Origin of the sequence: Streptomyces sp. NPDC091271 (assembly GCF_044757505.1) — a bacterium.
Taxonomy (GTDB): Bacteria; Actinomycetota; Actinomycetes; order Streptomycetales; family Streptomycetaceae; genus Streptomyces.
The window spans coordinates 1,018,450-1,038,586 of record NZ_JBIVVD010000001.1 but is presented as its reverse complement, the minus strand read 5'-3'; the positions used below and the strand labels follow the sequence as shown (position 1 = coordinate 1,038,586).

At 71.1% G+C, this 20,137-nt stretch carries 21 protein-coding genes; 9 read left to right on the top strand and 12 right to left on the bottom strand.

Translation table 11 applies throughout. The features are described 5' to 3' along the window. Positions 1-105 precede the first annotated feature (105 nt). Entirely contained in the window at positions 106-1,341 is a 1,236-nt protein-coding gene (locus ACIQM3_RS05060; RefSeq protein WP_401618890.1) for an NADP-dependent malic enzyme, read from the bottom strand. Between the two features lie 523 nt (positions 1,342-1,864). Between ACIQM3_RS05060 and ACIQM3_RS05055 the strand changes: the two genes are divergently transcribed. From ACIQM3_RS05055 to ACIQM3_RS05045, 3 genes are read left to right on the top strand one after another with little or no spacing between them, the layout of a single operon-like run. After that, the gene (locus ACIQM3_RS05055; RefSeq protein ID WP_401618888.1) at positions 1,865-2,824 is read left to right on the top strand and encodes an ABC transporter substrate-binding protein; all 960 of its coding nucleotides are present in this window, start codon (positions 1,865-1,867) and stop codon (positions 2,822-2,824) included. Between the two features lie 29 nt (positions 2,825-2,853). Continuing rightward, entirely contained in the window at positions 2,854-3,795 is a 942-nt protein-coding gene (locus tag ACIQM3_RS05050; protein ID WP_401618885.1) for an amino acid ABC transporter permease, read from the top strand. Continuing rightward, complete coding sequence (locus ACIQM3_RS05045; protein ID WP_401618882.1) at positions 3,792-4,553, top strand: amino acid ABC transporter ATP-binding protein; 762 nt, start codon at positions 3,792-3,794, stop codon at positions 4,551-4,553. The genes ACIQM3_RS05050 and ACIQM3_RS05045 overlap by 4 nt, the downstream gene beginning before the upstream one ends. A 79-nt stretch (positions 4,554-4,632) precedes the next feature. Here ACIQM3_RS05045 and ACIQM3_RS05040 read toward each other — a convergent pair whose 3' ends face one another. Next, positions 4,633-5,394, bottom strand: coding sequence for a class I SAM-dependent methyltransferase (locus tag ACIQM3_RS05040; RefSeq protein ID WP_401618880.1), 762 nt, complete (start codon positions 5,392-5,394; stop codon positions 4,633-4,635). An 88-nt stretch (positions 5,395-5,482) separates the two neighbouring features. On the opposite strand from ACIQM3_RS05040, the gene ACIQM3_RS05035 reads away from it, so the two are divergent. Next, positions 5,483-6,112, top strand: a complete 630-nt coding sequence (locus tag ACIQM3_RS05035; protein WP_401618877.1) for a CGNR zinc finger domain-containing protein — start codon at positions 5,483-5,485, stop codon at positions 6,110-6,112. Here the strand turns inward: ACIQM3_RS05035 and sodX are convergent. Beyond that, positions 6,016-6,453, bottom strand: a complete 438-nt coding sequence (gene sodX / locus ACIQM3_RS05030; protein WP_401618874.1) for a nickel-type superoxide dismutase maturation protease — start codon at positions 6,451-6,453, stop codon at positions 6,016-6,018. The two genes, ACIQM3_RS05035 and sodX, sit on opposite strands and share 97 nt — an antisense overlap. Positions 6,454-6,630: 177 nt before the next feature. Between sodX and sodN the strand changes: the two genes are divergently transcribed. Beyond that, on the top strand, positions 6,631-7,026 hold the full coding sequence (gene sodN, locus ACIQM3_RS05025) for a superoxide dismutase, Ni (protein WP_033298259.1): 396 nt from the start codon (positions 6,631-6,633) through the stop codon (positions 7,024-7,026). A 108-nt stretch (positions 7,027-7,134) separates the two neighbouring features. On the opposite strand, the gene ACIQM3_RS05020 is transcribed toward sodN, so the two are convergent. The 4 genes from ACIQM3_RS05020 to ACIQM3_RS05005 form a co-directional block, all read right to left on the bottom strand. Beyond that, a complete protein-coding gene (locus tag ACIQM3_RS05020; protein ID WP_401618871.1) occupies positions 7,135-8,016 on the bottom strand; it encodes an SDR family oxidoreductase in 882 nt (293 codons plus the stop codon). Continuing rightward, complete coding sequence (locus ACIQM3_RS05015; RefSeq protein WP_401618868.1) at positions 8,013-8,366, bottom strand: DUF952 domain-containing protein; 354 nt, start codon at positions 8,364-8,366, stop codon at positions 8,013-8,015. Before ACIQM3_RS05015 ends, ACIQM3_RS05020 begins: the two co-directional genes overlap by 4 nt. Before the next feature lie 10 nt (positions 8,367-8,376). Next, positions 8,377-9,381 (bottom strand): NAD-dependent epimerase/dehydratase family protein, encoded by a 1,005-nt coding sequence (locus tag ACIQM3_RS05010; RefSeq protein ID WP_401618865.1) that lies wholly within the window; start codon positions 9,379-9,381, stop codon positions 8,377-8,379. A gap of 72 nt (positions 9,382-9,453) precedes the next feature. Next, on the bottom strand, positions 9,454-10,407 hold the full coding sequence (locus ACIQM3_RS05005; protein WP_401618863.1) for a LysR substrate-binding domain-containing protein: 954 nt from the start codon (positions 10,405-10,407) through the stop codon (positions 9,454-9,456). A 256-nt stretch (positions 10,408-10,663) separates the two neighbouring features. Between ACIQM3_RS05005 and snpA the strand changes: the two genes are divergently transcribed. Continuing rightward, on the top strand, positions 10,664-11,338 hold the full coding sequence (gene snpA / locus ACIQM3_RS05000; RefSeq protein WP_401618860.1) for a snapalysin: 675 nt from the start codon (positions 10,664-10,666) through the stop codon (positions 11,336-11,338). A 64-nt stretch (positions 11,339-11,402) separates the two neighbouring features. On the opposite strand, the gene ACIQM3_RS04995 is transcribed toward snpA, so the two are convergent. The 4 genes from ACIQM3_RS04995 to ACIQM3_RS04980 form a co-directional block, all read right to left on the bottom strand. Continuing rightward, positions 11,403-12,071: a DUF6304 family protein gene (locus ACIQM3_RS04995; RefSeq protein WP_401618857.1), complete on the bottom strand. Its 669-nt coding sequence runs from the start codon at positions 12,069-12,071 to the stop codon at positions 11,403-11,405. A 79-nt stretch (positions 12,072-12,150) separates the two neighbouring features. Further along, a complete protein-coding gene (locus ACIQM3_RS04990; protein ID WP_401618854.1) occupies positions 12,151-12,747 on the bottom strand; it encodes a GNAT family N-acetyltransferase in 597 nt (198 codons plus the stop codon). A 92-nt stretch (positions 12,748-12,839) separates the two neighbouring features. Further along, positions 12,840-13,883, bottom strand: a complete 1,044-nt coding sequence (locus ACIQM3_RS04985) for a family 2 encapsulin nanocompartment cargo protein polyprenyl transferase (RefSeq protein ID WP_401618851.1) — start codon at positions 13,881-13,883, stop codon at positions 12,840-12,842. A gap of 99 nt (positions 13,884-13,982) precedes the next feature. Beyond that, complete coding sequence (locus tag ACIQM3_RS04980; protein ID WP_401618849.1) at positions 13,983-15,386, bottom strand: family 2B encapsulin nanocompartment shell protein; 1,404 nt, start codon at positions 15,384-15,386, stop codon at positions 13,983-13,985. Positions 15,387-15,686: 300 nt separating this feature from the next. Here ACIQM3_RS04980 and ACIQM3_RS04975 point away from each other — a divergent pair, with 300 nt between their 5' ends. Next, positions 15,687-16,697, top strand: a complete 1,011-nt coding sequence (locus ACIQM3_RS04975; RefSeq protein WP_401618846.1) for a questin oxidase family protein — start codon at positions 15,687-15,689, stop codon at positions 16,695-16,697. Positions 16,698-16,707: 10 nt separating this feature from the next. Here the strand turns inward: ACIQM3_RS04975 and ACIQM3_RS04970 are convergent, their stop codons facing one another. Then, the gene (locus ACIQM3_RS04970; RefSeq protein WP_401618844.1) at positions 16,708-18,135 is read right to left on the bottom strand and encodes an FAD-binding oxidoreductase; all 1,428 of its coding nucleotides are present in this window, start codon (positions 18,133-18,135) and stop codon (positions 16,708-16,710) included. A 99-nt stretch (positions 18,136-18,234) separates the two neighbouring features. On the opposite strand from ACIQM3_RS04970, the gene ACIQM3_RS04965 reads away from it, so the two are divergent. Both ACIQM3_RS04965 and ACIQM3_RS04960 read left to right on the top strand, forming a co-directional pair. Then, the gene (locus ACIQM3_RS04965) at positions 18,235-18,687 is read left to right on the top strand and encodes an RrF2 family transcriptional regulator (protein WP_401618841.1); all 453 of its coding nucleotides are present in this window, start codon (positions 18,235-18,237) and stop codon (positions 18,685-18,687) included. 130 nt (positions 18,688-18,817) lie between these two features. Beyond that, positions 18,818-20,014, top strand: a complete 1,197-nt coding sequence (locus ACIQM3_RS04960) for a globin domain-containing protein (protein ID WP_401618838.1) — start codon at positions 18,818-18,820, stop codon at positions 20,012-20,014. Positions 20,015-20,137: the final 123 nt, after the last annotated feature.

Below are 20,137 nucleotides of genomic sequence, written 5' to 3'. Positions count from 1 at the left end.
CCTGCGTTCGAGGGCCGTGGTCCGGGGCGGAGCCCCGGTTCCGGGAAGGGGCGGGGCGGGGCACAGGCCCCGCCCCGCGGACCCCGCACCCCACCCCGTACGGCGTCAGCGCCGCGCGACACCTTCCGCGCGGGCGGCCGCAGCCACCGCGGTGGTGACGGCGGGAGCGACCCGCTCGTCGAACGGCGACGGAATCACGTAGTCGGCGGCCAGCTCGTCACCGACCACATCCGCCAGGGCGTTCGCCGCGGCGATCTTCATGCCCTCGGTGATCCGGGAGGCACGCACCTGCAGCGCGCCCGCGAAGATCCCGGGGAACGCCAGCACGTTGTTGATCTGGTTCGGGTAGTCCGACCGCCCGGTGGCCACCACGGCCGCGTACTTGTGCGCGACGTCGGGGTGGACCTCGGGGTTCGGGTTGGCCATGGCGAACACGAACGCGCCGGGCGCCATCGAGGCCACGGCCGGCTCGGGGATCGTACCGCCGGAGACCCCGATGAAGACGTCGGCGCCGGCCAGCGCCGTCTCCAGGGAGCCGGTGATGCCGGCGCGGTTCGTGAGCTCCGCCAGCTCGCGCTTGACGTCGGTGAGGTCCTCGCGGTCGGCGCTGACGATGCCCTTGCGGTCGGCCACGGCGACATCGCCGATGCCCGCCTCCAGCAGGAACTTCGCGATGGCGACACCCGCCGCGCCGGCGCCGGAGATGACGGCGCGCAGATCACCGAGCGTCCGGCCGGACAGCTTCGCCGCGTTGCGCAGAGCCGCGAGGGTCACCACGGCGGTGCCGTGCTGGTCGTCGTGGAAGACCGGGATGTCGAGACGCTCCTGGAGCTTGCGCTCGATCTCGAAGCACCGGGGCGCCGAGATGTCCTCCAGGTTCACGCCGCCGAAGGAGGGCGCGAGGCGCACGACGGTGTCGACGATCTCGTCCGCGTCGGTCGTGGCGAGCGCGATCGGCACCGCGTCGACCCCGCCGAACTGCTTGAAGAGAATCGCTTTGCCCTCCATCACCGGGAGGGAGGCCTCGGGACCGATGTCCCCCAGGCCGAGGACGGCCGTGCCGTCCGTCACCACGGCCACGACCTGCGACTTCCACGTGTAGTCGTGGACGAGCTCGGGATTCTCGGCGATGGCGCTGCACACCTTCGCGACGCCGGGCGTGTACGCGAGGGACAGGTCGTCCTTGTCGCGGATCGGGACGGTGGCCTGCACGGCCATCTTCCCGCCGCGGTGGAGGGCGAAGGCCGGGTCGAAGGGCTCGTCCGCACTGCTGAGCCCTGCCGCACCGGCCGCGCCGTGTGTCTTGCTGTCGCTGCGAGGATTGACGATCTCCGCTGCCATTGTGTTGACCCCTTAAGTCTTCATCAGTTGAGGGTGGCCACTCCTGGTTGAGGAGGGGTGGGCGGGCACCGCGTACGTTCCCGGCACTGAGCGGTTGGACCGCTCCGGCAGGGGAGACACATACGCGCGGGCGCGCCGCACACGCGCCCTGAGCCCCGGATGAGGGGTGTAAAGGTCTTTCTTACCGGACGGACCGGGCCTCTTACGAGTCGGTATCGACTCGGTGACATGACTCATAGCCGAATATCTGGACAAGTCCACTAAGGCCCACAAAGGCCGTCCGTAGGTCGAGACGCACCGGAGATTCTCCGGAGGGGCACGCACTTTCCAGCAGATGGTCCGGCCTTGCCGTATCGGCCCGTTGAGGTTCGGGGGTCGCCCGTTACCCGATTTTGACATGACCGGCCCCCTGATTGGGTGAGTCCGAATGGCAAGATGCCCTAATCACACGAGGTGGCGGCACTCGAAGGTGCGTGCGTACCCACCCCCACCAGCATTCCCTCACTGCCGGAGGATTCCGATCATGACCGCAAGCACCCTCTGCCGTACGGCCGCGAAGTCCCGGATTGCCGCGGTCTGCGCAGTCGCGGTCGCCGGCACCCTGCTGCTGACCGCCTGTGGCGACCAGACCGACAGCGCGAGCAAGAAGGAGTCGGGGGCGACCGCCACCGAGGAGGCGCCGCTCGCCGACCTCCTCCCCCAGTCCGTCAAGGACAAGGGCGAGATCAAGGTCGGATCCGACATCGCCTACCCGCCGGTCGAGTTCAAGGACGAGTCCGGCAAGACGGTCGGCATCGACCCCGACCTCGGGGACGCCCTCGGCAAGCAGCTCGGCGTGAAGTTCGTCTTCGAGAACGGCACCTTCGACACGCTGCTCACGGGCCTGCGCTCGAAGCGCTACGACCTCGCGATGTCGGCCATGACCGACACGAAGGACCGCCAGGAAGGCGTCGACTCCGAGACGAAGAAGAAGGTCGGCGAGGGCGTCGACTTCATCGACTACTTCACCGCCGGTGTCTCGATCTACACCAAGAAGGGCGACGACAAGGGCATCAGCACCTGGTCGGACCTCTGCGGCAAGAAGCTGGTCGTGCAGCGGGGCACGGTCTCCCACGACCTCGCCAAGGCCGAGAGCGCCAAGTGCGGCAGCAAGGGCAAGATCGCCGTCCAGGCGTTCGACAACGACCTGGAGGCCCAGACCCGGCTGCGCGGCGGCGGCGCCGACGCGGGCTCCTCCGACTTCCCGGTCGCCGCGTACGCGGTGAAGACCTCGGGCGGCGGCAAGGACTTCCAGCTGGTCGGCGAGCAGGTCGAGGCGGCCCCGTACGGCATCGCCGTGGCCAAGGGCAACGACGAGCTCACCAAGGCCGTCGAGGCGGCCCTGAACGCGGTCATCAAGAACGGCGAGTACGGGAAGATCATCGACAAGTGGGGCGTCCAGGCCGGCGCGGTCACCGAGGCGAAGATCAACGGCGGGTCCTGACCGGAGACCGGCGCTGAAAGGCAACATCTGTGACTGACATCAAGAAGGCGGACCCGGCGGACACCCCGCCCACCCCGTCGGCGGGGCCGGAGGCGATCAAGGCCATCCCGGTACGTCACTACGGCCGGTACATATCCGCGGTCGTCGCGCTCGGCCTGCTGGCCTCGCTCGTCTACGCGTTCGCCCAGGGCGACATCAACTGGGACGCGATCCCGGACTACTTCTTCGACGACCAGATCCTCGAAGGGGTCAAGAACACCGTCATCATCACGGTCCTCTCGATGATCATAGGTGTCGTGCTGGGCATCGTGCTCGCCGTGATGCGGCTCTCCAAGAACCCGGTCACGACGTCCATAGCCTGGGGCTACATCTGGTTCTTCCGCGGGACCCCGGTCTACGTACAGCTGCTGGTCTGGTTCAACCTCGGCATCGTCTTCGAGTACATCAACCTCGGGCCGATCTACAAGGACGAGTGGTCGTCCTTCATGACGCCGTTCCTCTGCGCGCTGCTCGGTCTCGGGCTCAACGAGGCCGCGTACATGGCGGAGATCTGCCGGGCCGGCCTCCAGTCGGTCGACGAGGGCCAGACGGAGGCGGCGCACGCCCTGGGCATGAGCCACGGGAAGACGCTGCGCCGGATCGTCGTACCTCAGGCGATGCGCGTCATCGTCCCGCCCACGGGCAACGAGGTCATCAACATGCTGAAGACCTCGTCCCTGGCGGTCGCCGTCCAGTACACCGAACTGCTGCGTTCGACCCAGAACGTCTCGCAGACCTCCGGTGCCACCGTGGAGATGCTGTTCCTGGCCGCGGCCTGGTACATGATCCTCACCTCGATGCTCAGCATCGGCCAGTACTACCTGGAGCGGTACTACGCGCGCGGCTCCAGCCGCAGCCTGCCGGACACCCCGTTCCAGAGGATCAGGGCCAACATGCTCTCGCTGGGTCGCCCGAAGGGAGGCGCCGCATGAGCGCCATGGTGAAGGCCGAAGGCGTACACAAGTCCTTCGGCCCCGCGCACATCCTCAAGGGCATCGACCTGGAGGTCGCCCCGCGTGAGGTCTTCTGCCTGATCGGCCCCTCCGGCTCCGGCAAGTCGACGTTCCTGCGGTGCATCAACCACCTGGAGCAGATCAACGCCGGGCGGCTGTACGTAGACGGCGACCTGGTCGGCTACCGCCAGAAGGGCGACAAGCTCTACGAACTCAAGGACAGCGAAGTCGCTCTGAAGCGCCGGGACATCGGCATGGTCTTCCAGCGCTTCAACCTGTTCCCTCACATGACGGCCATCGAGAACGTCATGGAGGCGCCGATCCAGGTCAAGGGCGAGGCCAAGGCCGTCGCCCGCGCCCGTGCGGAGCGGCTGCTGGACCGGGTCGGGCTGTCCGACAAGGCGAAGAACTACCCGTCCCAGCTCTCCGGCGGACAGCAGCAGCGGGTGGCCATCGCCCGCGCCCTGGCCATGGAACCGAAGCTGATGCTCTTCGACGAGCCGACGTCGGCGCTCGACCCCGAGCTGGTCGGCGACGTGCTGGACGTCATGCGCGGCCTGGCCGAGGAAGGCATGACGATGATCGTCGTCACGCACGAGATGGGATTCGCCCGCGAGGTCGGCGATGCGCTGGTCTTCATGGACGACGGCGTCGTGGTCGAGTCCGGCCACCCGCGCGACGTCCTGACGAACCCGCAGCACGACCGGACGAAGTCCTTCCTGTCGAAGGTGCTGTAACCCGTCACGCAGTGCGCGGAGGGCGGTACGGACCTGGTCCGTACCGCCCTCTCCGCCGTCCTGGCCGGCCGTGCACGCCCTACTTCACCGCGAGGACCAGGCTGTCCGACGGGGAGGCCCAGACCGCGCGTGCTTCGCCGAAGCCGGACTCCCGGAGGGTGCGGGCGTGCCAGTGGACGGAAGGCATGTCGCCGTCGGCGTGGTCGCCGTAGATCTCGAACCGCTCGGCGGTGGGCCCCGCGAGGACCGGGTCCTTCGCCATCAGGGCCCACCACTCGCGCCAGTCCACGGCTCCCTCGGCCTTGGCACGGTCCATGGCAGCGTGCCGGTGGGCGCGTTCGGCGGCGTTGATGCGGGGGGTGTCGGTGTCGATCATGTGGTCGGCGTTCATGAAGACCCCGCCTTCCCTGACCAGTCCGCCGATCTGCCCGTACAGGGCGGCGAGGGGCTCGCTGTGCAGCCAGTGCAGGGCGGTGGCGGTGAGCACGGCGTCGTACGACGTGTGCGGAAGCCGCTCGGTCCAGGCGGCGTCCTTCAGGTCGGCGGTCACGAAGGTGACCCGGTCGTCCCCCTCGAAGGTGCCGCGCGCGATGGCGAGCAATGCGGGGTCGAGGTCGACACCGGTGCTGGTGGCCTCGGGGAACCGCTTGAGGAGCCGGTCCGTGATACTGCCCGTACCGCATGCCAGGTCGAGCACTCTCGGTTCGGGCCCCACGACGGCCTCGACCATGTCCAGCATCACCCGGAACCGCTCCTCGCGGTCCGGCATGTACCACTCCTGCTGCCGGTCCCAGCTCGCCTGCCAGGACTGCCAGTCGGCGCCCGTAGCCGTCTCCGTCATCCCATCCTCCGCGTAATACTCAGTGTTCACCCTCGACCATTACACTGGTCGACACAGTGACCATAGACCGACGCCGTAAGGACTACAAGTGGAACTGGCCTATTACTCGGATTACGCCGTGCGTCTGGTCAACACCGAGGAGCCGGCCCGCAACAAGGACTCCCTCACCACCGTCGACTGCATCCGCGAGCTGTTCGGCCCCAGCGCCCAGGCCGCCCGGCGCGCCACGGACGCCGATGTGACGCGCTTCCGCTCCGTGCGGGCCCGGCTGCGCGCGGTGTTCGAGGCGGCCGACGGCGGCGACGAGACGCTCGCGGTCGATCTGCTCAACTCATTGCTGCTGGAGTTCCCGGTCAACCCGCAGATCTCCGGCCACGACACCCGTGACGAGGACGGCAAGCCGCACTGGCACATGCACCTGGCCGATCACCCGTCGAACGCGACGGCCGGCTTCGCCGCCATCGCCGCGATGGGCCTCGCGTTCCACCTCACCACACACGGCGTGGACCGGCTCGGCCTCTGCGAGGCGGCTCCGTGCCGCAACGCCTACCTCGACACCTCGACCAACCGCTCCCGGCGCTACTGCTCCGACCGCTGCGCGACCCGCGCCAACGTGGCGGCCTACCGGGCCCGCAAGCGGCTGGAGGCGGACCGCTCGGGCGAGACCCGCCGCACCGCGGAGAGCGCCCAGCCCAGCAGCCCGAACACCGACCGCTGATCCTTCCTCAGCGGCCGGTAGCGGGCCCGGACGCGGGCCAGTACGAGCTCTTCGGGCACCGCCCCGTAGTCCGTGCTGTCCCCGCCCGCGTACGAGTTGTCGCCCAGCACCCACCAGCCGCTGCCGCGTCGCTCGGTGGCCCGCTTGACGACCAGCAGGTCCTGCTGCAGCGGGTGCCGCAGGATCACCACGTCCCCCGGGCGCACCGGCGCACCGCGCTGCACGAGCAGCCGGTCGCCGTGGTAGAGCGTGGGCACCATCGACGGCCCCGTCACCTCCACCACCTGGAACGGCTTACGCGCCGCCCGCCCGCTCCATGGTTCCTGTGCCGGTTCCGGCATCTGTGGCACCTCCCGGTCCATCCTCCAGTACACGGCAGCGCGCACCGCTCCGTTTCGGCCGCCGGTCTCATCCTCACCCCGGACTTTTGGCCTAAGCCCTAGGGGGCAGCCGCAAAAACAGGCTCCCTACGGAGTAATGTCCCACCTGAGAAGACGATCACGAGGAAGGACAGCTCCATGCTTTCCCGCCTGTTTGCCCCCAAGGTGAAGGTCAGCGCCCACTGCGACCTGCCCTGCGGCGTGTACGACCCGGCCCAGGCCCGCATCGAGGCGGAGTCCGTCAAGGCCGTCCAGGAGAAGTACCAGGCCAATGAGGACGCGGACTTCCGCACGCGCGCCGTTCTGATCAAGGAACAGCGTGCCGAGCTCGCGAAGCACCACGTCTCGGTGCTCTGGAGCGACTACTTCAAGCCCCCGCACTTCGAGAAGTACCCGGAGCTGCACCAGCTGGTCAACGACACCCTGAAGGCGCTTTCCGCGGCCAAGGGTTCGAACGACCCGGCCACGGGCCAGAAGGCTCTGGACCTGATCGCCCAGATCGACAAGATCTTCTGGGAGACCAAGAAGGCCTGACTTTCGGTCCTCTTCCGCGAGGCCGACAACGACCGCACCCGGTCCGCCGCTTCCCCTCCAGGGGTGGGGCGGGCCGGGTGCGGTCGTTGTCGGTGGGGCCGAACCGTGTCAGGCGCCCGGCAGGAGGTGGCTGAAGCTGTCCGGGTTCTCCTGGAGATAGGCCGCCAGGCTCTGGGCGGGCCGGCCGGTGAGGGTGGGGACGGCGTCCGAGACGGTCTCCAGCTCACCCGCAGCGATCGCCTCGTACGACGTGACCCAGCCGGCCATTTCCCACTCGGGGGCTCCGTAGTGGGCGCGGGAGGCATAGGCCTCCTCCCTGGTCTCCGCCACGTACCGGATGGTCCTGCCGGTGCGCCGGCTCAGCTCGCCGGCCGCGTCCGCCAGGCTGAACGCCTCGGGGCCCGTGAGGTCGTACGTCGCGCCGTCGTGGGCGGTCCCCTCGTCCAGCAGGACGGCTGACGCCGAGTCCGCGATGTCGTCGTGCGAGACGGCCGACACCCGCCCCTCGCCGCCGGGACCGCGCAGGACCCGGTCGGCCCCCGTCATCGCGGGGATCGCCGCGAGATACCAGCTGTCCCGCAGGAAGGTGTGGCGCACACCGGTCATCCGGATGTGCGCCTCGGTGTGCCAGTGGTCGCGCGCGAACGTGAACGTCGCGTCCGGTGCCGCTCCGAGGAACGACACGTACACGACGCGCTCGACGCCCGCGGCCAGGGCCGCGTCCACCGCGGTGGTGTGCTCCGGCACCCGGCCGGGACTCTCGTGCGCCGAGACGAGGAACAGGGTGTGCGCGCCGTCGAGCGCGCGGCGCATCGCCTCACCGTCGCCGTACGCCGCGGCGGGCGCGGCGACCGTGCCGGGCAGCCGGGGCAGCCGTGAGGGGTCCCTGCCGAGGAGACGCACGGGGACGCCGGTCCGGGCCAGCCGGGCGGCGACGCGGCCCCCGACTGCCCCGGTCGCGCCGGTCACCGCTACGAGAGGGCTGATCATCCCGCCTCACCCTCCTCCGCCGTCAGGGGCTCGGCCCAGCGGCGCACCTCCACGACCGCGCTCGCCGGCAGCGGTCCGTAGATGTGCGGAAACTTCTCGCCGCCGGGCTCCACGGCCTCGTAACGGACGGGCGCCGGGAGCCGGCCGGTGTCGATGACCAGCACCACGAGGCCGCCGTCGTCGGATCCGTACAACGCCCGTGCCACGGCGGGGAGCTGATGGGGCAGCGAGCAGTGGATGAACCCTTCCTCGCGCAGAGTGCGGCCCCGGGTGGACATCTCGTACGTCCCCGCTCTGCGGGCGGCCTCCCACAAGGGCTCTTCCGTGAGGTGCAGCAGCTGTTCGGTCATGGGGGTCACGCTAAGGGCTGCCGGGCGCGGCCAGGAGCTTCGCCTCCGTTCGCGCGTCGAGACCGACGGCGGGCCGGTCCGGCCGGTGCGGGGCGGTTCCTCCGAGCTCGCGCAGCCAGGCCCATGTGTCGGCGACCGTCTCGCCTACGGGTCTGCAGCGCAGGCCGGCGGCGTGCGCCTTGGTGACGTCCCCCTGGTGCAGGGTGTCGTAGAGCTCTCCGGCGGGAAGCCAGACCGGCAAATCCGTCCACGGCTCCACGCCCGCCGCGAGGAGCACCCCGGGGTCCGTCCAGCGCAGTCGGGCGCGGGAGCCGGTGACACGGACGCAGGTGTCCAGGAGCTCGCCCATGGTCGTGTGCCCCGGGTGGCTCACGGTGTTGTACGGCCCGGACAGGCCTTCCGCGGCGGCGTCCAGCAGCCAGTCGGCCAGGTCGCGGGCGTCGATGTACTGGAGCGCGGCGTCCGGCGGCCCCGGCGCGATGACCTCTCCGCCCCGGGCGGTCCGCGTGAGCCACCACGGCAGACGGCCGATGTTCTCCCCCGGGCCGAGGATCAGCCCGGCCCTGGCGAGCAGCGCCCGGTCGCCGAAGGCTTCGAGTGCCGCGAGCTCCCCGCCGCGTTTGGCCAGGGCGTACGGGACGTCCGCTCCTGCGTCCGGAGACGCCCCGTCCACCAGCGGCCCGTCCTCCGTCAGCCCGGCCGGGGCGGGGTAGGCGTGCACGGACCTGCTGGAGACGTAGGTGAAGTGGCCGGCCCTGTCCGACAGCAGCCGGGCGGCGTCCCGCACGGCCGAGGGGGCGCCGCTCCAGGTGTCGACCACCAGGTCCCAGGCGCCGTCGGCGAGTGCCGCGAGGCCCGCCTCTCCCGTCGTCCGGTCACCGGTCAGGGTCCGGGCCCCGGCCGGTGCCGCGTGGAGTCCGCGGTGGAGGACGGTGACCTCCCAACCGCGGTCGAGGGCCGCGACGGTGACGGCGCGTCCCACGAATTCCGTGCCGCCCAGCATCAAGAGCTTCATGAGGTGATCGTGCCAGTCGGAGGACCGGGGGAAACGGGACGTCGCTGTCGGCAGAACGGGGAACTCTCCGGCTCAGGGCGTGTACGCGAGGGGGCTGCGGTGGCGCAGCAGCCACCGGTGGTACTCCTCGGCCCTCAGTGCCGCGTCGCGGTAGGCCGCCTCCAGCTCCTCGTACACGGCGTCGATGTCCGCGCCCGGCCGCGAGACCAGCAGCAGACGCACCGCCAGAGGGTCACCACGCAGGGGGCGGATCGCCATGTCCTCGCGGGGGCCGGAGGTCGGCTGGCAGGGGGCGACCGCCTCGCCGAGGACGACGAGGGAGGCCGCGGTGAGGTAGTCGCCGTGCAGGACGGGCGGGTCGAGGCCCGCGGCGCCGAGGACCCGGCGCACACCGTCCCACTCACCGTCCACCGACGGGTCCACCATCCACCGGTCGCCCGCCAGGTCGTCGAGGTCCACCACCGGCCGGCCGGCCGCCGGGTGGTCCCGGGCCAGGGAGATGAACTGCGGTTCGCGCTCCAGGAGTACGCGCTGGACCAGTCCGTCCGGAACGGCGAGCGGGCAGCCCTCCACCTCGTGCACGAAGGCCACGTCGAGCCGGCCGGCCGCCACCGCCCCGAGCAGCGCCCGGGCCGACACATCGACCCGGAGCGATATGTCGGTGCCGGGCAGCCGCACCCGCAGTCCGCGCAGCCAGCCGCCGATGACCCGGCTCGCGGTGGATCCGATCCGCAGACCGGGACCGCCGGCCCGCGCGGCCGCGGCCTCCGCCGTCGCGGCGCCGACCAGGGCGGACATGCCGTCCACCAGAGGGCGGGCGCGGCTGAGGACGGCGCGCCCCAGGAGGGTCGGCCGGCAGCCTGTCCTCCCGCGGCGGAACAGCTCCGCGCCCAAGGTCTTCTCGATCCGCTGGAGCTGGGTGGTCAACGAGGGCTGGCTGACGCCCAGCCGCCGTGCGGCCTGGTGCAGGCTGCCCGTGTCGGCGATGGCGCAGAGCGCCCTGAGGTGCCTCACCTCGAGCTCCATGACGGGGAGGGTATGGCTGTTCGCACGCCGAGCACCAGATGCCCCAACCGCCACCAACCGGGCCGATTCAGGGGGTGTCGGGGCGACCGGCACGTGCTGATTCTGTGTGCTCCCTGTCCCGGGGATAGGGCGGTGCTATCCCCGGTTGACATCATCCGCCGCGGGCCCGGCTGCCCCGACACTCTTGCCGTACCCCCCACCCGTTCCCCGTCCGTCTCCGGACGGGGTTCTTCGGACAGGCAGGAGAACACCCCCCATGAGACACCCCAGGACAGCCGTCATGTCGGCCGTGGCCGGTCTCGGACTCGGCCTCGCCACCGCGCTCGGCACCACCCCCGCGGTCGCCGCCGCTCCCTCCCCCACGTCCACGGCCACCGTGCCCGCGGCTCAGTCCGGCTACGCCGCGTACGCCGGTTCGAGCGAGAACGCCGCCGCGAACAGGGCGTTCTTCGACGCCGTCATGAAGTCGGTCGCCGAGAAGCGGGCCGCGAACCCGGGCGCCCAGGCGGTCACCGTGGTCTACAGCACCACGAACGCCCCCAGCTTCCGCAGCCAGATAGCCAGCAGCACCAGCATCTGGAACAGCTCGGTCAGCAACGTCAAGCTGCAGGAGGGCTCGAACGCCGACTTCGCCTACCGCGAGGGCAACGACTCCCGGGGTTCGTACGCGAGCACGGACGGCCACGGCAGCGGCTACATCTTCCTCGACTACGCCCAGAACCAGCAGTACGACTCGACCCGGGTCACCGCTCATGAGACCGGGCACGTACTGGGGCTTCCGGACCACTACACCGGGCCGTGCAGCGAACTCATGTCGGGCGGCGGTCCCGGCACGTCCTGCACGAACGCCTACCCGAACGCCACGGAGCGCTCGCGGGTGAACTCCCTCTGGCAGAACGGTCTCGCGGCTCTCGCCCGCGCCACGTCCTGACACCGGGCTGCCCGGCAGGGGGGCCGTTCCGCGGGAGCGGGGCGGCCTCCACTTCGGCAGCGGGTCAGGCGAGTTCGAGCGGGAAGGCGCCCCGGTGGCCGGTGCCGGCGCCGTGCGCCGGACGCGGTTCGAACTCCCGGCAGCTCCATATCTCCTGGACGAATCCCGTACGCCGGTCCCAGAGGCCCGCGACGTCGTCCCCGCCCGCCACGTCGCGGTAGGCGTCCTTCGCCCCGCGGAAGCAGGCGAGCCCGCCGGAGAGACCGCGGACCGGGGCCGGGAAGTAGTCCGAGAAGGCGCAGGCTATGCACGTCTGCAGATGCATGCCCGACGGCAGGATCCGCTGGACCGTGGCCAGCGCGGCCGCGAAGTCACCCTCGGCGCGGTTCGACTCGTAGACCGCCCCGTCCAGATGGAGGGCGAGATACAGATCCGGGTCCGCCCTGCGCAGGGACAGCAGACAGCTGAGCGTCGCCTGGCGGACCGCCCCGGAGACGAGGACCGGGAGCGGGAGGTCCCACTCCAGGACGCAGTCGTCGAGCACGCCGTCCACCAGGCCGAACAGCCCTTCCGGAACCGGCACACCGGCCACGGGCCCCAGGCCGTCGAAGCTCTCGCCCTCGAAGTCCGTGCCCCGGATGCGAATACGGAGCTGCTGTCCGTCCGTGGTGAGAATGACGGCCTCGGAACCATGACGGTCCCGGTACCAGCCTGCCCACGACTCATCTGTCATGAGCAGGGACTGTAGCCCGTGCCCCGGCGCACCCCCTGTGGCACCCTCCCCTTCCGCGCTTCCGGTGACGGGGCCACGGTCATCCGGCCTGCGGCTCACGCCACATGGGCCACATCGACGGTCCCTGGGGGAGGTCTACGGCCCTCCCCATGAAGGTGAAGCCGAGCCGCTCGTAGAGACCGCGGCTGCGCTCGCTGCTCGCCTCCAGATAGGCGGGGGTCCCCTCCAGGTCGCACCGCTCCAGGACCCCTCTCATCAGCGCCTCACCGATCCCCTCCCCCTGGCGCTCCGGGGAGACACCGATCATCAGCAGGTACTCGTGCGCGCGGTCGTGAGGGTGGACGGCGCCGGTCAGCCTCCCCACCAGTTCGGCCCGTTCGTTGTCGGGATCAGCGGTCTCCCGCATGAGCGCGGGGGTGTCGTCGTCCTCCTCCGGCGCCCCCGCCGGCACGGAGAGCCAGAGGGCCGCCGCCGTGCCGTCCTCCAGCAGGTCGACGCGCCCCCCTTCCAGCGTGATGTCGGCGAAGACGCCGAGGAACTTCCCGTGCACCGCGCGCCGGTGCTCCTCGTCGGGAAAGACCCAGCTGCTCACCGGATCGTGGTGGAACGCCTCCTCCAGGATCCGTACGACCTGGTCCCTGTCCCGCTGGTCCGCCCGCCGTACTCCTACGCCCATGACCGGCCCCGCTCCCCTCGTCCCGTGGTTGATCCCAACCGACGCACGGAATACTAGAGTTGACTCTCAGGGCCGGTCACGGGCGGCCTGGTTCAGTGCGTTCTGCGGGTGACGAATTCGGCCAGGGCGAGCAGGTCTCCGGCGCCGTCCGGCGCGGGCACCGCGCGGGACAGGTGGTGGACCGCTCTGGCCATCCGGTCGGCCGCGGCGGTCTGTGCCCAGTCGCGCCCGCCGGCCCTGTCGACCGCGTCGGCGGCACTCCTCACCTCCCCCGGTGTGTTCATGGCACCCAGGTAGAGCGCCGCGAGCTCGGCGGCGGCCGGGGTGTCCGAGGTGAGCGCAGCGACCACCGGAAGGGACTTCTTGTGTGCGGCCAGGTCCGCCCCGACCGGTTTGCCCGTGCGGTCCGTGTCCCCCCAGATCCCGATCAGGTCGTCGATGAGCTGGAAGGCGAGACCGGCTTCCCGGCCGAAGCCGTCCATGGCGCGGACCGCCCGCTCCCCCGCCCCGGCGTAGAGCGCGCCGAGGGCACAGGCGCAGCCGAGCAGAGCGCCCGTCTTGGCCATGGCCATGGCGAGGCACTCGTCCAGCGTGACGTCGTCGGGGCCGCGGACCTCCAGGGCGCAGTCGGCCTGCTGTCCCGCGCAGAGCTCGATGACGCAGGTGGAGAGCCGCACCGCGGCGTGCGCGGACGCCGGATGCGGGTCGTCCGCCAGGAGTCTCAGAGCGAGGGAGAGCATGGCGTCCCCCGTGATGACGGCGTCCGGCACACCGAACACCGCCCAGGCCGTGGGCCGGTGTCGCCGGGTGGTGTCCTCGTCGATGACGTCGTCGTGGAGCAGGGTGAAGTTGTGAGCGAGCTCGACGGCGACGGCCGCCCGCATCGCCGCATCCGGGTCCCCTCCCAGCGCACGGGCGGCGGCCAGGACGAGCGCCGGCCTGATCGCTTTGCCTGCCTGCCCGGAGGCGGGCGTCCCGTCGGCGTTCTGCCAGCCGAAGTGATACATGGCGACGCGGCGCATCGCCCCGGGCAGCGTCTCGACGGCCGCCCGGAGGTGTGGGTCGACGGCGTGGCGGGTGTGTTCCAGGAGCGCGGCGGCCTTGTGCCCCTCCATCGCGGCATCCGTACTGGTCATGGTCACGGTCACTCCTTCCGGGCGCCACGGGGCGCCTTTGATCGCGGCCTCGGGCCTGCCGTGGCCCGGACGGTCCCGCCGCCCGGGCCCGGAGGAGCGTCACTTCCAGCGGCTCACCTCGACGTTCTCCAGGACGCCGAGGGCGTCCGGCACGAGGACGGCGGCGGAGTAGTACGCGGTCACGAGGTACGAGATGATCGCCTGCTCGTCGATGCCCATGAAGCGGACCGAGAGGCTCGGTTCGATCTCGTCCGGGATGCCGCTCTGCTGGAGCCCGATGACGCCCTGGTCCGCCTCACCGGTCCTCATGCAGATGATCGATGTGGTGCGGGCGTCGGTGACCGGGATCTTGTTGCACGGGAAGATCGGCACCCCTCGCCACGCCGGCACGTGGTGCCCGCCGACCTCGACGCTCTCCGGCACCAGGCCGCGCTTGTTGCACTCCCGGCCGAACGCGGCGATGGCGCGCGGATGGGCGAGGAACAGCTTCGATCCGCGCCGCCGCGACAGGAGTTCGTCCATGTCGTCGGGGCCGGGCGCTCCGTCATGGGGCTGAAGACGCTGCCCGTAGTCGCAGTTGTTGAGCAGGCCGAACTCCCGGTTGTTGATCAGCTCGTGTTCCTGGCGCTCGCGCAGCGCCTCGACCGTGAGCCGCAGCTGCTGCTCGGTCTGGTTCATCGGCTGGTTGTAGAGGTCGGCCACCCTGCTGTGGACCTTCAGCACGGTCTGGGCGACGCTCAGTTCGTATTCACGGGGCGCCGACTCGTAGTCGACGAAGGTGTGCGGGACGACCGTCTCCCCCACATGTCCCGCGGACAGGTCGATCTCCGCCTCGCCGTAGCGGTTGGTTCGCTGGTGCGGGATGGCGAGCAGCCCCGCGAGGTGGTCACGGAGTGAGTCCGCCCGTGCCGCGAGGTTGAGCACGTCCGACCGGCGAAGGGTCAGCAGCGTGCAGGCGGTCACGGCACGGGCCGTGTACTCCCAGGTGGCGTCGCCGTCGAGCAGGACATGGTCGCCGAAGTAGGCGCCGTCGGCGAGGACTCCGAGCACCGTCTCGTCGCCGTACGGCCCGGCCCCGATCTTCTCGATCTTGCCGTGGGCCAGCAGATGGACCCGGTCCGCCGCTTCGCCCGACGTGACAAGCACTTCGCCGGCCGCGACGTCGCGCTGTTCGCACCGGCGCGATAGCTCGGCCAGCACCTCCTCGTCACCGAAATCGCGCAGGGCCGGAAGTTCGCCGAGCTCGGCGGGGATGACCGTGACCCGGTCGCCCGTCTGGACGAAGGTCACCCTGCCGTCCCCGACGGAGTAGCTCAGTCGCCGGTTCACCCGGTACGTGCCGCCCTGCACCTGCACCCACGGCAGCATGCGCAGCAGCCACCGTGAGGTGATCTCCTGCATCTGCGGGGCGGACTTGGTCGTCGTCGCGAGGTTCCGCGCAGCCGCTGTACCGAGACTCTGCTGCGGCGGCTGCGTGTCGCGAACCTCTTCACCAACGGACATCCGACATCCTCTCGATCATGGGCTGACCTGCGAGAAGAAGACTTGCAGCCGGGGACACAGCGCGCTATTACACAAAAGAGTGTGACTATTCCGGCCTGGGGCGGGAACGTTGCCCACACCCGGGCACCGGCATTCACCCGGACCGAGCCGAGCCGGACCGAACGGAGCCGGACCGAACCGAGCCGACCGAGCCCGGCCGGTTGTAGGGCGACCAGGGCCCTGGTCCTAGGACTTCGGCCCGCTCCACGCCCGGACCTCCGCCCGTTACGGCGCCGTGCACAGGCGCCTAGCGTTTCCGTCATGGATACGACAGGCACTCTCGACGAGGCTCTCCAGCGGCTGCACATCTCGGGTCCCGAGCGGCTCGGGCGGCTCACCAACCACGCGCCGATGGCTGTGGAGGCCCTCGCCACCAACGGTCGGTCGTCCGCCGTGCACCGTTGGCTCGACCTGTACGCCTCCAGGCTGGAGGAGTTCCCGGCCGGCGTGGAGCCGGTCACGGACGCCGACTGGCGTTCCGCGCTGGGCGACCCGCGCCGCGCCGCCGACTGGATCGGCTACTTCGGCCGCGAGCTCGCCGACCACCCGTGGCGCGACGTGCTCACGCTGTGGTGGCCCCGCCTCCTGCCGGGCATGTACGGCGGAGCGACGCATCCGGTGATCCGCGTGGGCCACGCCGTGCGCACGCTCCTGGCGGGCGAGGAGACCGGACCGCGTGTGACCGAGCTGGCCCATGGCCTGGGTTACTGGGCGGCCCGCCACCACCCCGTCACCGGCCTCGTCCCCGCGCCCGGCGCCGGCAGCGCCGCCGCGGCCCTCGACGCGGTGGCGCCCGTCGACGAGCGGGAGGGCGGGTTCCCCGCCCGGCTCGGCCGGGTCAGGAGCCTGCCCGTGTGGGCCGCCGGGGTGACGGACCCGGCCGAGGCGCGCCGCCGGCTCACCGAACTGGTCCGGGCGGCCACCCACCGGTACGCCACCCACGGCCACGGCGAGGAGACGATGCTGGTCCACGCGGCCACGGCTCCCAACGCCGTCCTGCGGACCCTCCCCGCACTCCCGGAAGCCCTGTGGGTGCCGAGCCTCCAGGCGGCCTGGGCCGCGTCCGCGGCGGTGACCGCCATGTACGCGCCGGACGCCCCGGTGGCCTACGTACCGCCGGGCCGGATCGCGCCCGAGGAGGTCATGGAACGTGCCCTGGCCCACGGCGACGAGCACGTCATCAAGCTGACCGACACGGCCATGGACTTCGGCGACGAGCGGTCGCTCGCGGCGGCCCTGCGCGCCGTCGAGCTCAGCGAACCTCTGCGGTAGGGCCGGCCGTTCAGTGCGCCAGCGGTGCTCCCGATACGACGACCTTGCCCGGGTTGAGGATGCCGTGGGGGTCCAGGGCCGCTTTCACCGCTCGCTGCATGGCGAGGTTGACAGGCCCCACCTCGCGGTCCATGCCGCCCATCTTCAGCAGGCCCACGCCGTGTTCACCGGTGACCGTGCCGCCGAAGGAGATCGCCGCGTCGAGGATGTCCTCGAAGGCGAGCTGGGCGCGGGCCCTCGCGGCGTCGTCGCCCGGTTCGGTGATGATCAGGGGGTGGAGGTTCCCGTCGCCGGCGTGGGCGATGTTGGCGATGAGGACGTCGTGCGCGCCGGCGATCTCCTCGATGCGGGCGAGCATCTGCGGCACCCGGGACCGCGGCACGACGACGTCCTCGGTGAGCACCGGGCCCAGCCGTTCCAGCGCCGGGTAGGCGAGCCGGCGGGCCTGGAACAGGGCGTCCGCCTCGGCCTGGTCGGTTGAGACCTCGGCCCAGGCCGCGCCGGCCTCCGCGAAGCAGGCCCGCACGGCTTCGGCCTCGGCGTCGCCCGCGGCTCCCGGGGTGTCCACGCGGCCGAGCAGGATCGCGTTCGCGTCCGCCGACAGGCCCATGTTCTTCCACTCGTCGACGGCCTTGAGGCAGTGCCGGTCGAGGAGTTCGAGCGCCGAGGGCACGATGCCCGCCGCCGTCACCCGGCTGACCGCGTCGCCGGCCGCCACGACGGACTCGAAGAAGCCCGCCACGGTGCGCTCCGCAGGCCGCGCGCCGCGCAGCTTCACGGTGATCTCGGTGATCACGCCGAGGGTGCCCTCGGAGCCGACGAACAGACCGCAGAGGTCGTACCCGGCGACCCCCTTCGCGGTCTGCCGGCCCACCCGCACGGTCTCGCCGAGGCCGTTGACCACCTCGAGGCCGAGCACGTAGTCGCGGGTCACGCCGTACTTGACGCAGCACATGCCGCCCGCGTTGGTGGCGGCGTTGCCGCCGATCGTCGACCAGGGCGAGCTCGCCGGGTCCGGCGGGTACCAGAGGCCCTGCTCGGCGCACGCGGCGCGCAGATCGTCGTTGACGACGCCAGGCTGGACGACGGCGATGCGCTCCACCGGGTCGATGCGCAGGATCCGGTTCATGTCCTCGAAGGAGAGGACGACTGCGCCGTCCACCGCGTTGGCCCCGCCCGACAGGCCCGTGCCCGCGCCGCGCGGGATCACCGGGATCCGGTGTTCGACGCAGTACGCGACGACGGCCCGTACCTCTTCGGTGTCCTGGGGCCGCACGACGGCCAGGGGCTGCCCCGCCGGGGCCCACTCCGCCTCGTCGTGCGCGTAACGGCCCAGGCTGTCCGGGTCGGTGATGACCTTGTCCGCCGGTATCCCGTCGGCTGCGTTCGGCTTCGGCACTGCCGCTGACCACCTCTCTTGCCCACGCGCACCCCGCATCCGTCACGGGGCCGCACCTCCCATGATGACGCGGTCCCTCCCACGGCGGACGGGCACCCTAAGTTGCATCTCTCATGCCACTTATCTATGCTGCCGCCCATGCGGCTGACGCGATTCACCGATGTGGCGCTGCGGGTTCTCATGCGCCTGACCGTCACGGCGGAGGGCGAGGACCCGCCGACCACCCGCGAGGTGGCGGCCACCATGCAGGTGCCGTACACCCACGCGGCGAAGGTCGTCGCCCGCCTCCAGCACCTCGGCCTGGTCGAAGCGCGGCGCGGCCGTGGCGGGGGCCTCTCCCTCACCACCGCCGGCCGGGCGGCCTCGATCGGCGCCCTGGTGAGGCAGCTGGAAGGGCCGGGTGAGGTCGTCGAATGCGAGGGCGGCACACCGTGCCCCCTGCGCTCCGCCTGCCTGCTCCGCTCCGCACTACGCCGGGCCGAGGAGGCGTTCTACGCCTCGCTCGACCCGCTCACGGTCGGCGATCTCGTCTCCTCCCCCACCGGCCCACTGCTGATGGGTATCAGCCGCGGCCGCCCCTCGCCCGGCTGATCCGCCGGACACCCGCCCCCACTCACCCCATCTGCGCGCGACAGGCGGTCACGCCGCTCAAATACGCATCTCATATACCAGTTACCTGCCCGGCCGCGATCCGGCGGGCCCTCACACCCAGGAGTCCCCGATGCTCTCCGAGACGTCGACCGCCACCGTCCGAGCGACACTTCCCGCCGTGGGGGCGGCCATCGGGGACATCGCGGACCTCTTCTACCGAAAGCTGTTCGACGCCCACCCGGAGCTTCTCCGGGACCTGTTCAACCGGGGCAACCAGGCTTCGGGCACCCAGCGCCAGGCGCTCGCCGGGTCGATCGCCGCCTTCGCCACCCAGCTCGTCGAGCACCCGGACACCCGGCCCGATGTGATGCTGAGCCGTATAGCCAACAAGCACGCCTCGCTCGGCATCACCGCCCCGCAGTACGAGATCGTGCACACGCACCTCTTCGCCGCGATCGCCAAGGTGCTCGGCGACGCCGTCACCCCCGAGGTCGCCGCGGCCTGGGACGAGGTCTACTGGCTGATGGCCAACGCCCTGATCGCGATCGAGGAGCGGCTCTACGCGCAGCGGGGCGTGACTGCGGGCGACGTCTGGCGCGAGTGGACGGTGGTCTCCCGCGTCGAGGACACCCCTGACGTGGCCACCTTCCGGCTCACCCCCACCGACGGCGCTCCGGCCCCCGCCTTCCGGCCGGGCCAGTACGTCTCCGTCCAGGTGGAACTGTCCGACGGCGCCCGGCAGATACGCCAGTACAGCCTCACGGGAGCGCCCGGTGCCGCCCTGCGCTCCTTCTCGGTCAAGCGGGTACGGGGCACGGACGGCCCGGAGGGCGAGGTCTCCGCACACCTGCACGCCCGGCTGGGCGCCGGCGACCGGCTGCGCGTCTCGGCGCCGTACGGAGACCTCGTGCTCGACGGCTCCGACGCCCCGCTGCTCCTCGCCTCGGCCGGCATCGGCTGCACGCCGATCATGTCGATGCTGGAGCACCTCGCGGAGGAGGGTCACCGTTCGCCCGTCACCGTGGTGCACGGCGACCGGTCCCCGGCCGACCACGCGCTCCGCACGGACCACGAGGCGCTCACCGCCGAACTCCCCGGAGCCTCCGCCCACTTCTGGTACGAGAACCCGGAGCCCGGCCGGGCCGCCGAACGCACCGGCACCGTGGACCTGAGCGGTCTCCCGGTCGCCCCGGGCACCCGTGCCTACCTCTGCGGTCCGCTGCCCTTCATGCGCGCCGTCCGCTCGCAACTCCTCGCGAAGGGAGTGGCGTCGGCAGACATCCACTACGAGGTGTTCGGCCCCGATCTCTGGCTCGCCCAGGACTGAGCACGGCTCGCCCGGGGCACTCGCGGACTGTCCGGATCGAATCGCACACGACGCGAACAGTGCTCGAACAGGTTTGCCGGAGCCTCGTGTTCCGGTACAAGCGCTGTACGGACACGCTCCCCC

Excerpts from the sequence above, each read along its gene's own strand:
- ACIQM3_RS05060 (WP_401618890.1), bottom strand. The coding sequence starts at position 1,341 with ATGGCAGCGGAGATCGTCAATCCTCGCAGCGACAGCAAGACACACGGC.
- ACIQM3_RS05055 (WP_401618888.1), top strand. The coding sequence starts at position 1,865 with ATGACCGCAAGCACCCTCTGCCGTACGGCCGCGAAGTCCCGGATTGCC.
- ACIQM3_RS05045 (WP_401618882.1), top strand. The coding sequence starts at position 3,792 with ATGAGCGCCATGGTGAAGGCCGAAGGCGTACACAAGTCCTTCGGCCCC.
- ACIQM3_RS05040 (WP_401618880.1), bottom strand. The coding sequence starts at position 5,394 with ATGACGGAGACGGCTACGGGCGCCGACTGGCAGTCCTGGCAGGCGAGC.
- sodX (WP_401618874.1), bottom strand. The coding sequence starts at position 6,453 with ATGCCGGAACCGGCACAGGAACCATGGAGCGGGCGGGCGGCGCGTAAG.
- sodN (WP_033298259.1), top strand. The coding sequence starts at position 6,631 with ATGCTTTCCCGCCTGTTTGCCCCCAAGGTGAAGGTCAGCGCCCACTGC.
- ACIQM3_RS05020 (WP_401618871.1), bottom strand. The coding sequence starts at position 8,016 with ATGATCAGCCCTCTCGTAGCGGTGACCGGCGCGACCGGGGCAGTCGGG.
- ACIQM3_RS05015 (WP_401618868.1), bottom strand. The coding sequence starts at position 8,366 with ATGACCGAACAGCTGCTGCACCTCACGGAAGAGCCCTTGTGGGAGGCC.
- ACIQM3_RS05010 (WP_401618865.1), bottom strand. The coding sequence starts at position 9,381 with ATGAAGCTCTTGATGCTGGGCGGCACGGAATTCGTGGGACGCGCCGTC.
- ACIQM3_RS05005 (WP_401618863.1), bottom strand. The coding sequence starts at position 10,407 with ATGGAGCTCGAGGTGAGGCACCTCAGGGCGCTCTGCGCCATCGCCGAC.
- snpA (WP_401618860.1), top strand. The coding sequence starts at position 10,664 with ATGAGACACCCCAGGACAGCCGTCATGTCGGCCGTGGCCGGTCTCGGA.
- ACIQM3_RS04995 (WP_401618857.1), bottom strand. The coding sequence starts at position 12,071 with ATGACAGATGAGTCGTGGGCAGGCTGGTACCGGGACCGTCATGGTTCC.
- ACIQM3_RS04990 (WP_401618854.1), bottom strand. The coding sequence starts at position 12,747 with ATGGGCGTAGGAGTACGGCGGGCGGACCAGCGGGACAGGGACCAGGTC.
- ACIQM3_RS04985 (WP_401618851.1), bottom strand. The coding sequence starts at position 13,883 with ATGACCAGTACGGATGCCGCGATGGAGGGGCACAAGGCCGCCGCGCTC.
- ACIQM3_RS04980 (WP_401618849.1), bottom strand. The coding sequence starts at position 15,386 with ATGTCCGTTGGTGAAGAGGTTCGCGACACGCAGCCGCCGCAGCAGAGT.
- ACIQM3_RS04975 (WP_401618846.1), top strand. The coding sequence starts at position 15,687 with ATGGATACGACAGGCACTCTCGACGAGGCTCTCCAGCGGCTGCACATC.
- ACIQM3_RS04970 (WP_401618844.1), bottom strand. The coding sequence starts at position 18,135 with ATGCGGGGTGCGCGTGGGCAAGAGAGGTGGTCAGCGGCAGTGCCGAAG.
- ACIQM3_RS04965 (WP_401618841.1), top strand. The coding sequence starts at position 18,235 with ATGCGGCTGACGCGATTCACCGATGTGGCGCTGCGGGTTCTCATGCGC.
- ACIQM3_RS04960 (WP_401618838.1), top strand. The coding sequence starts at position 18,818 with ATGCTCTCCGAGACGTCGACCGCCACCGTCCGAGCGACACTTCCCGCC.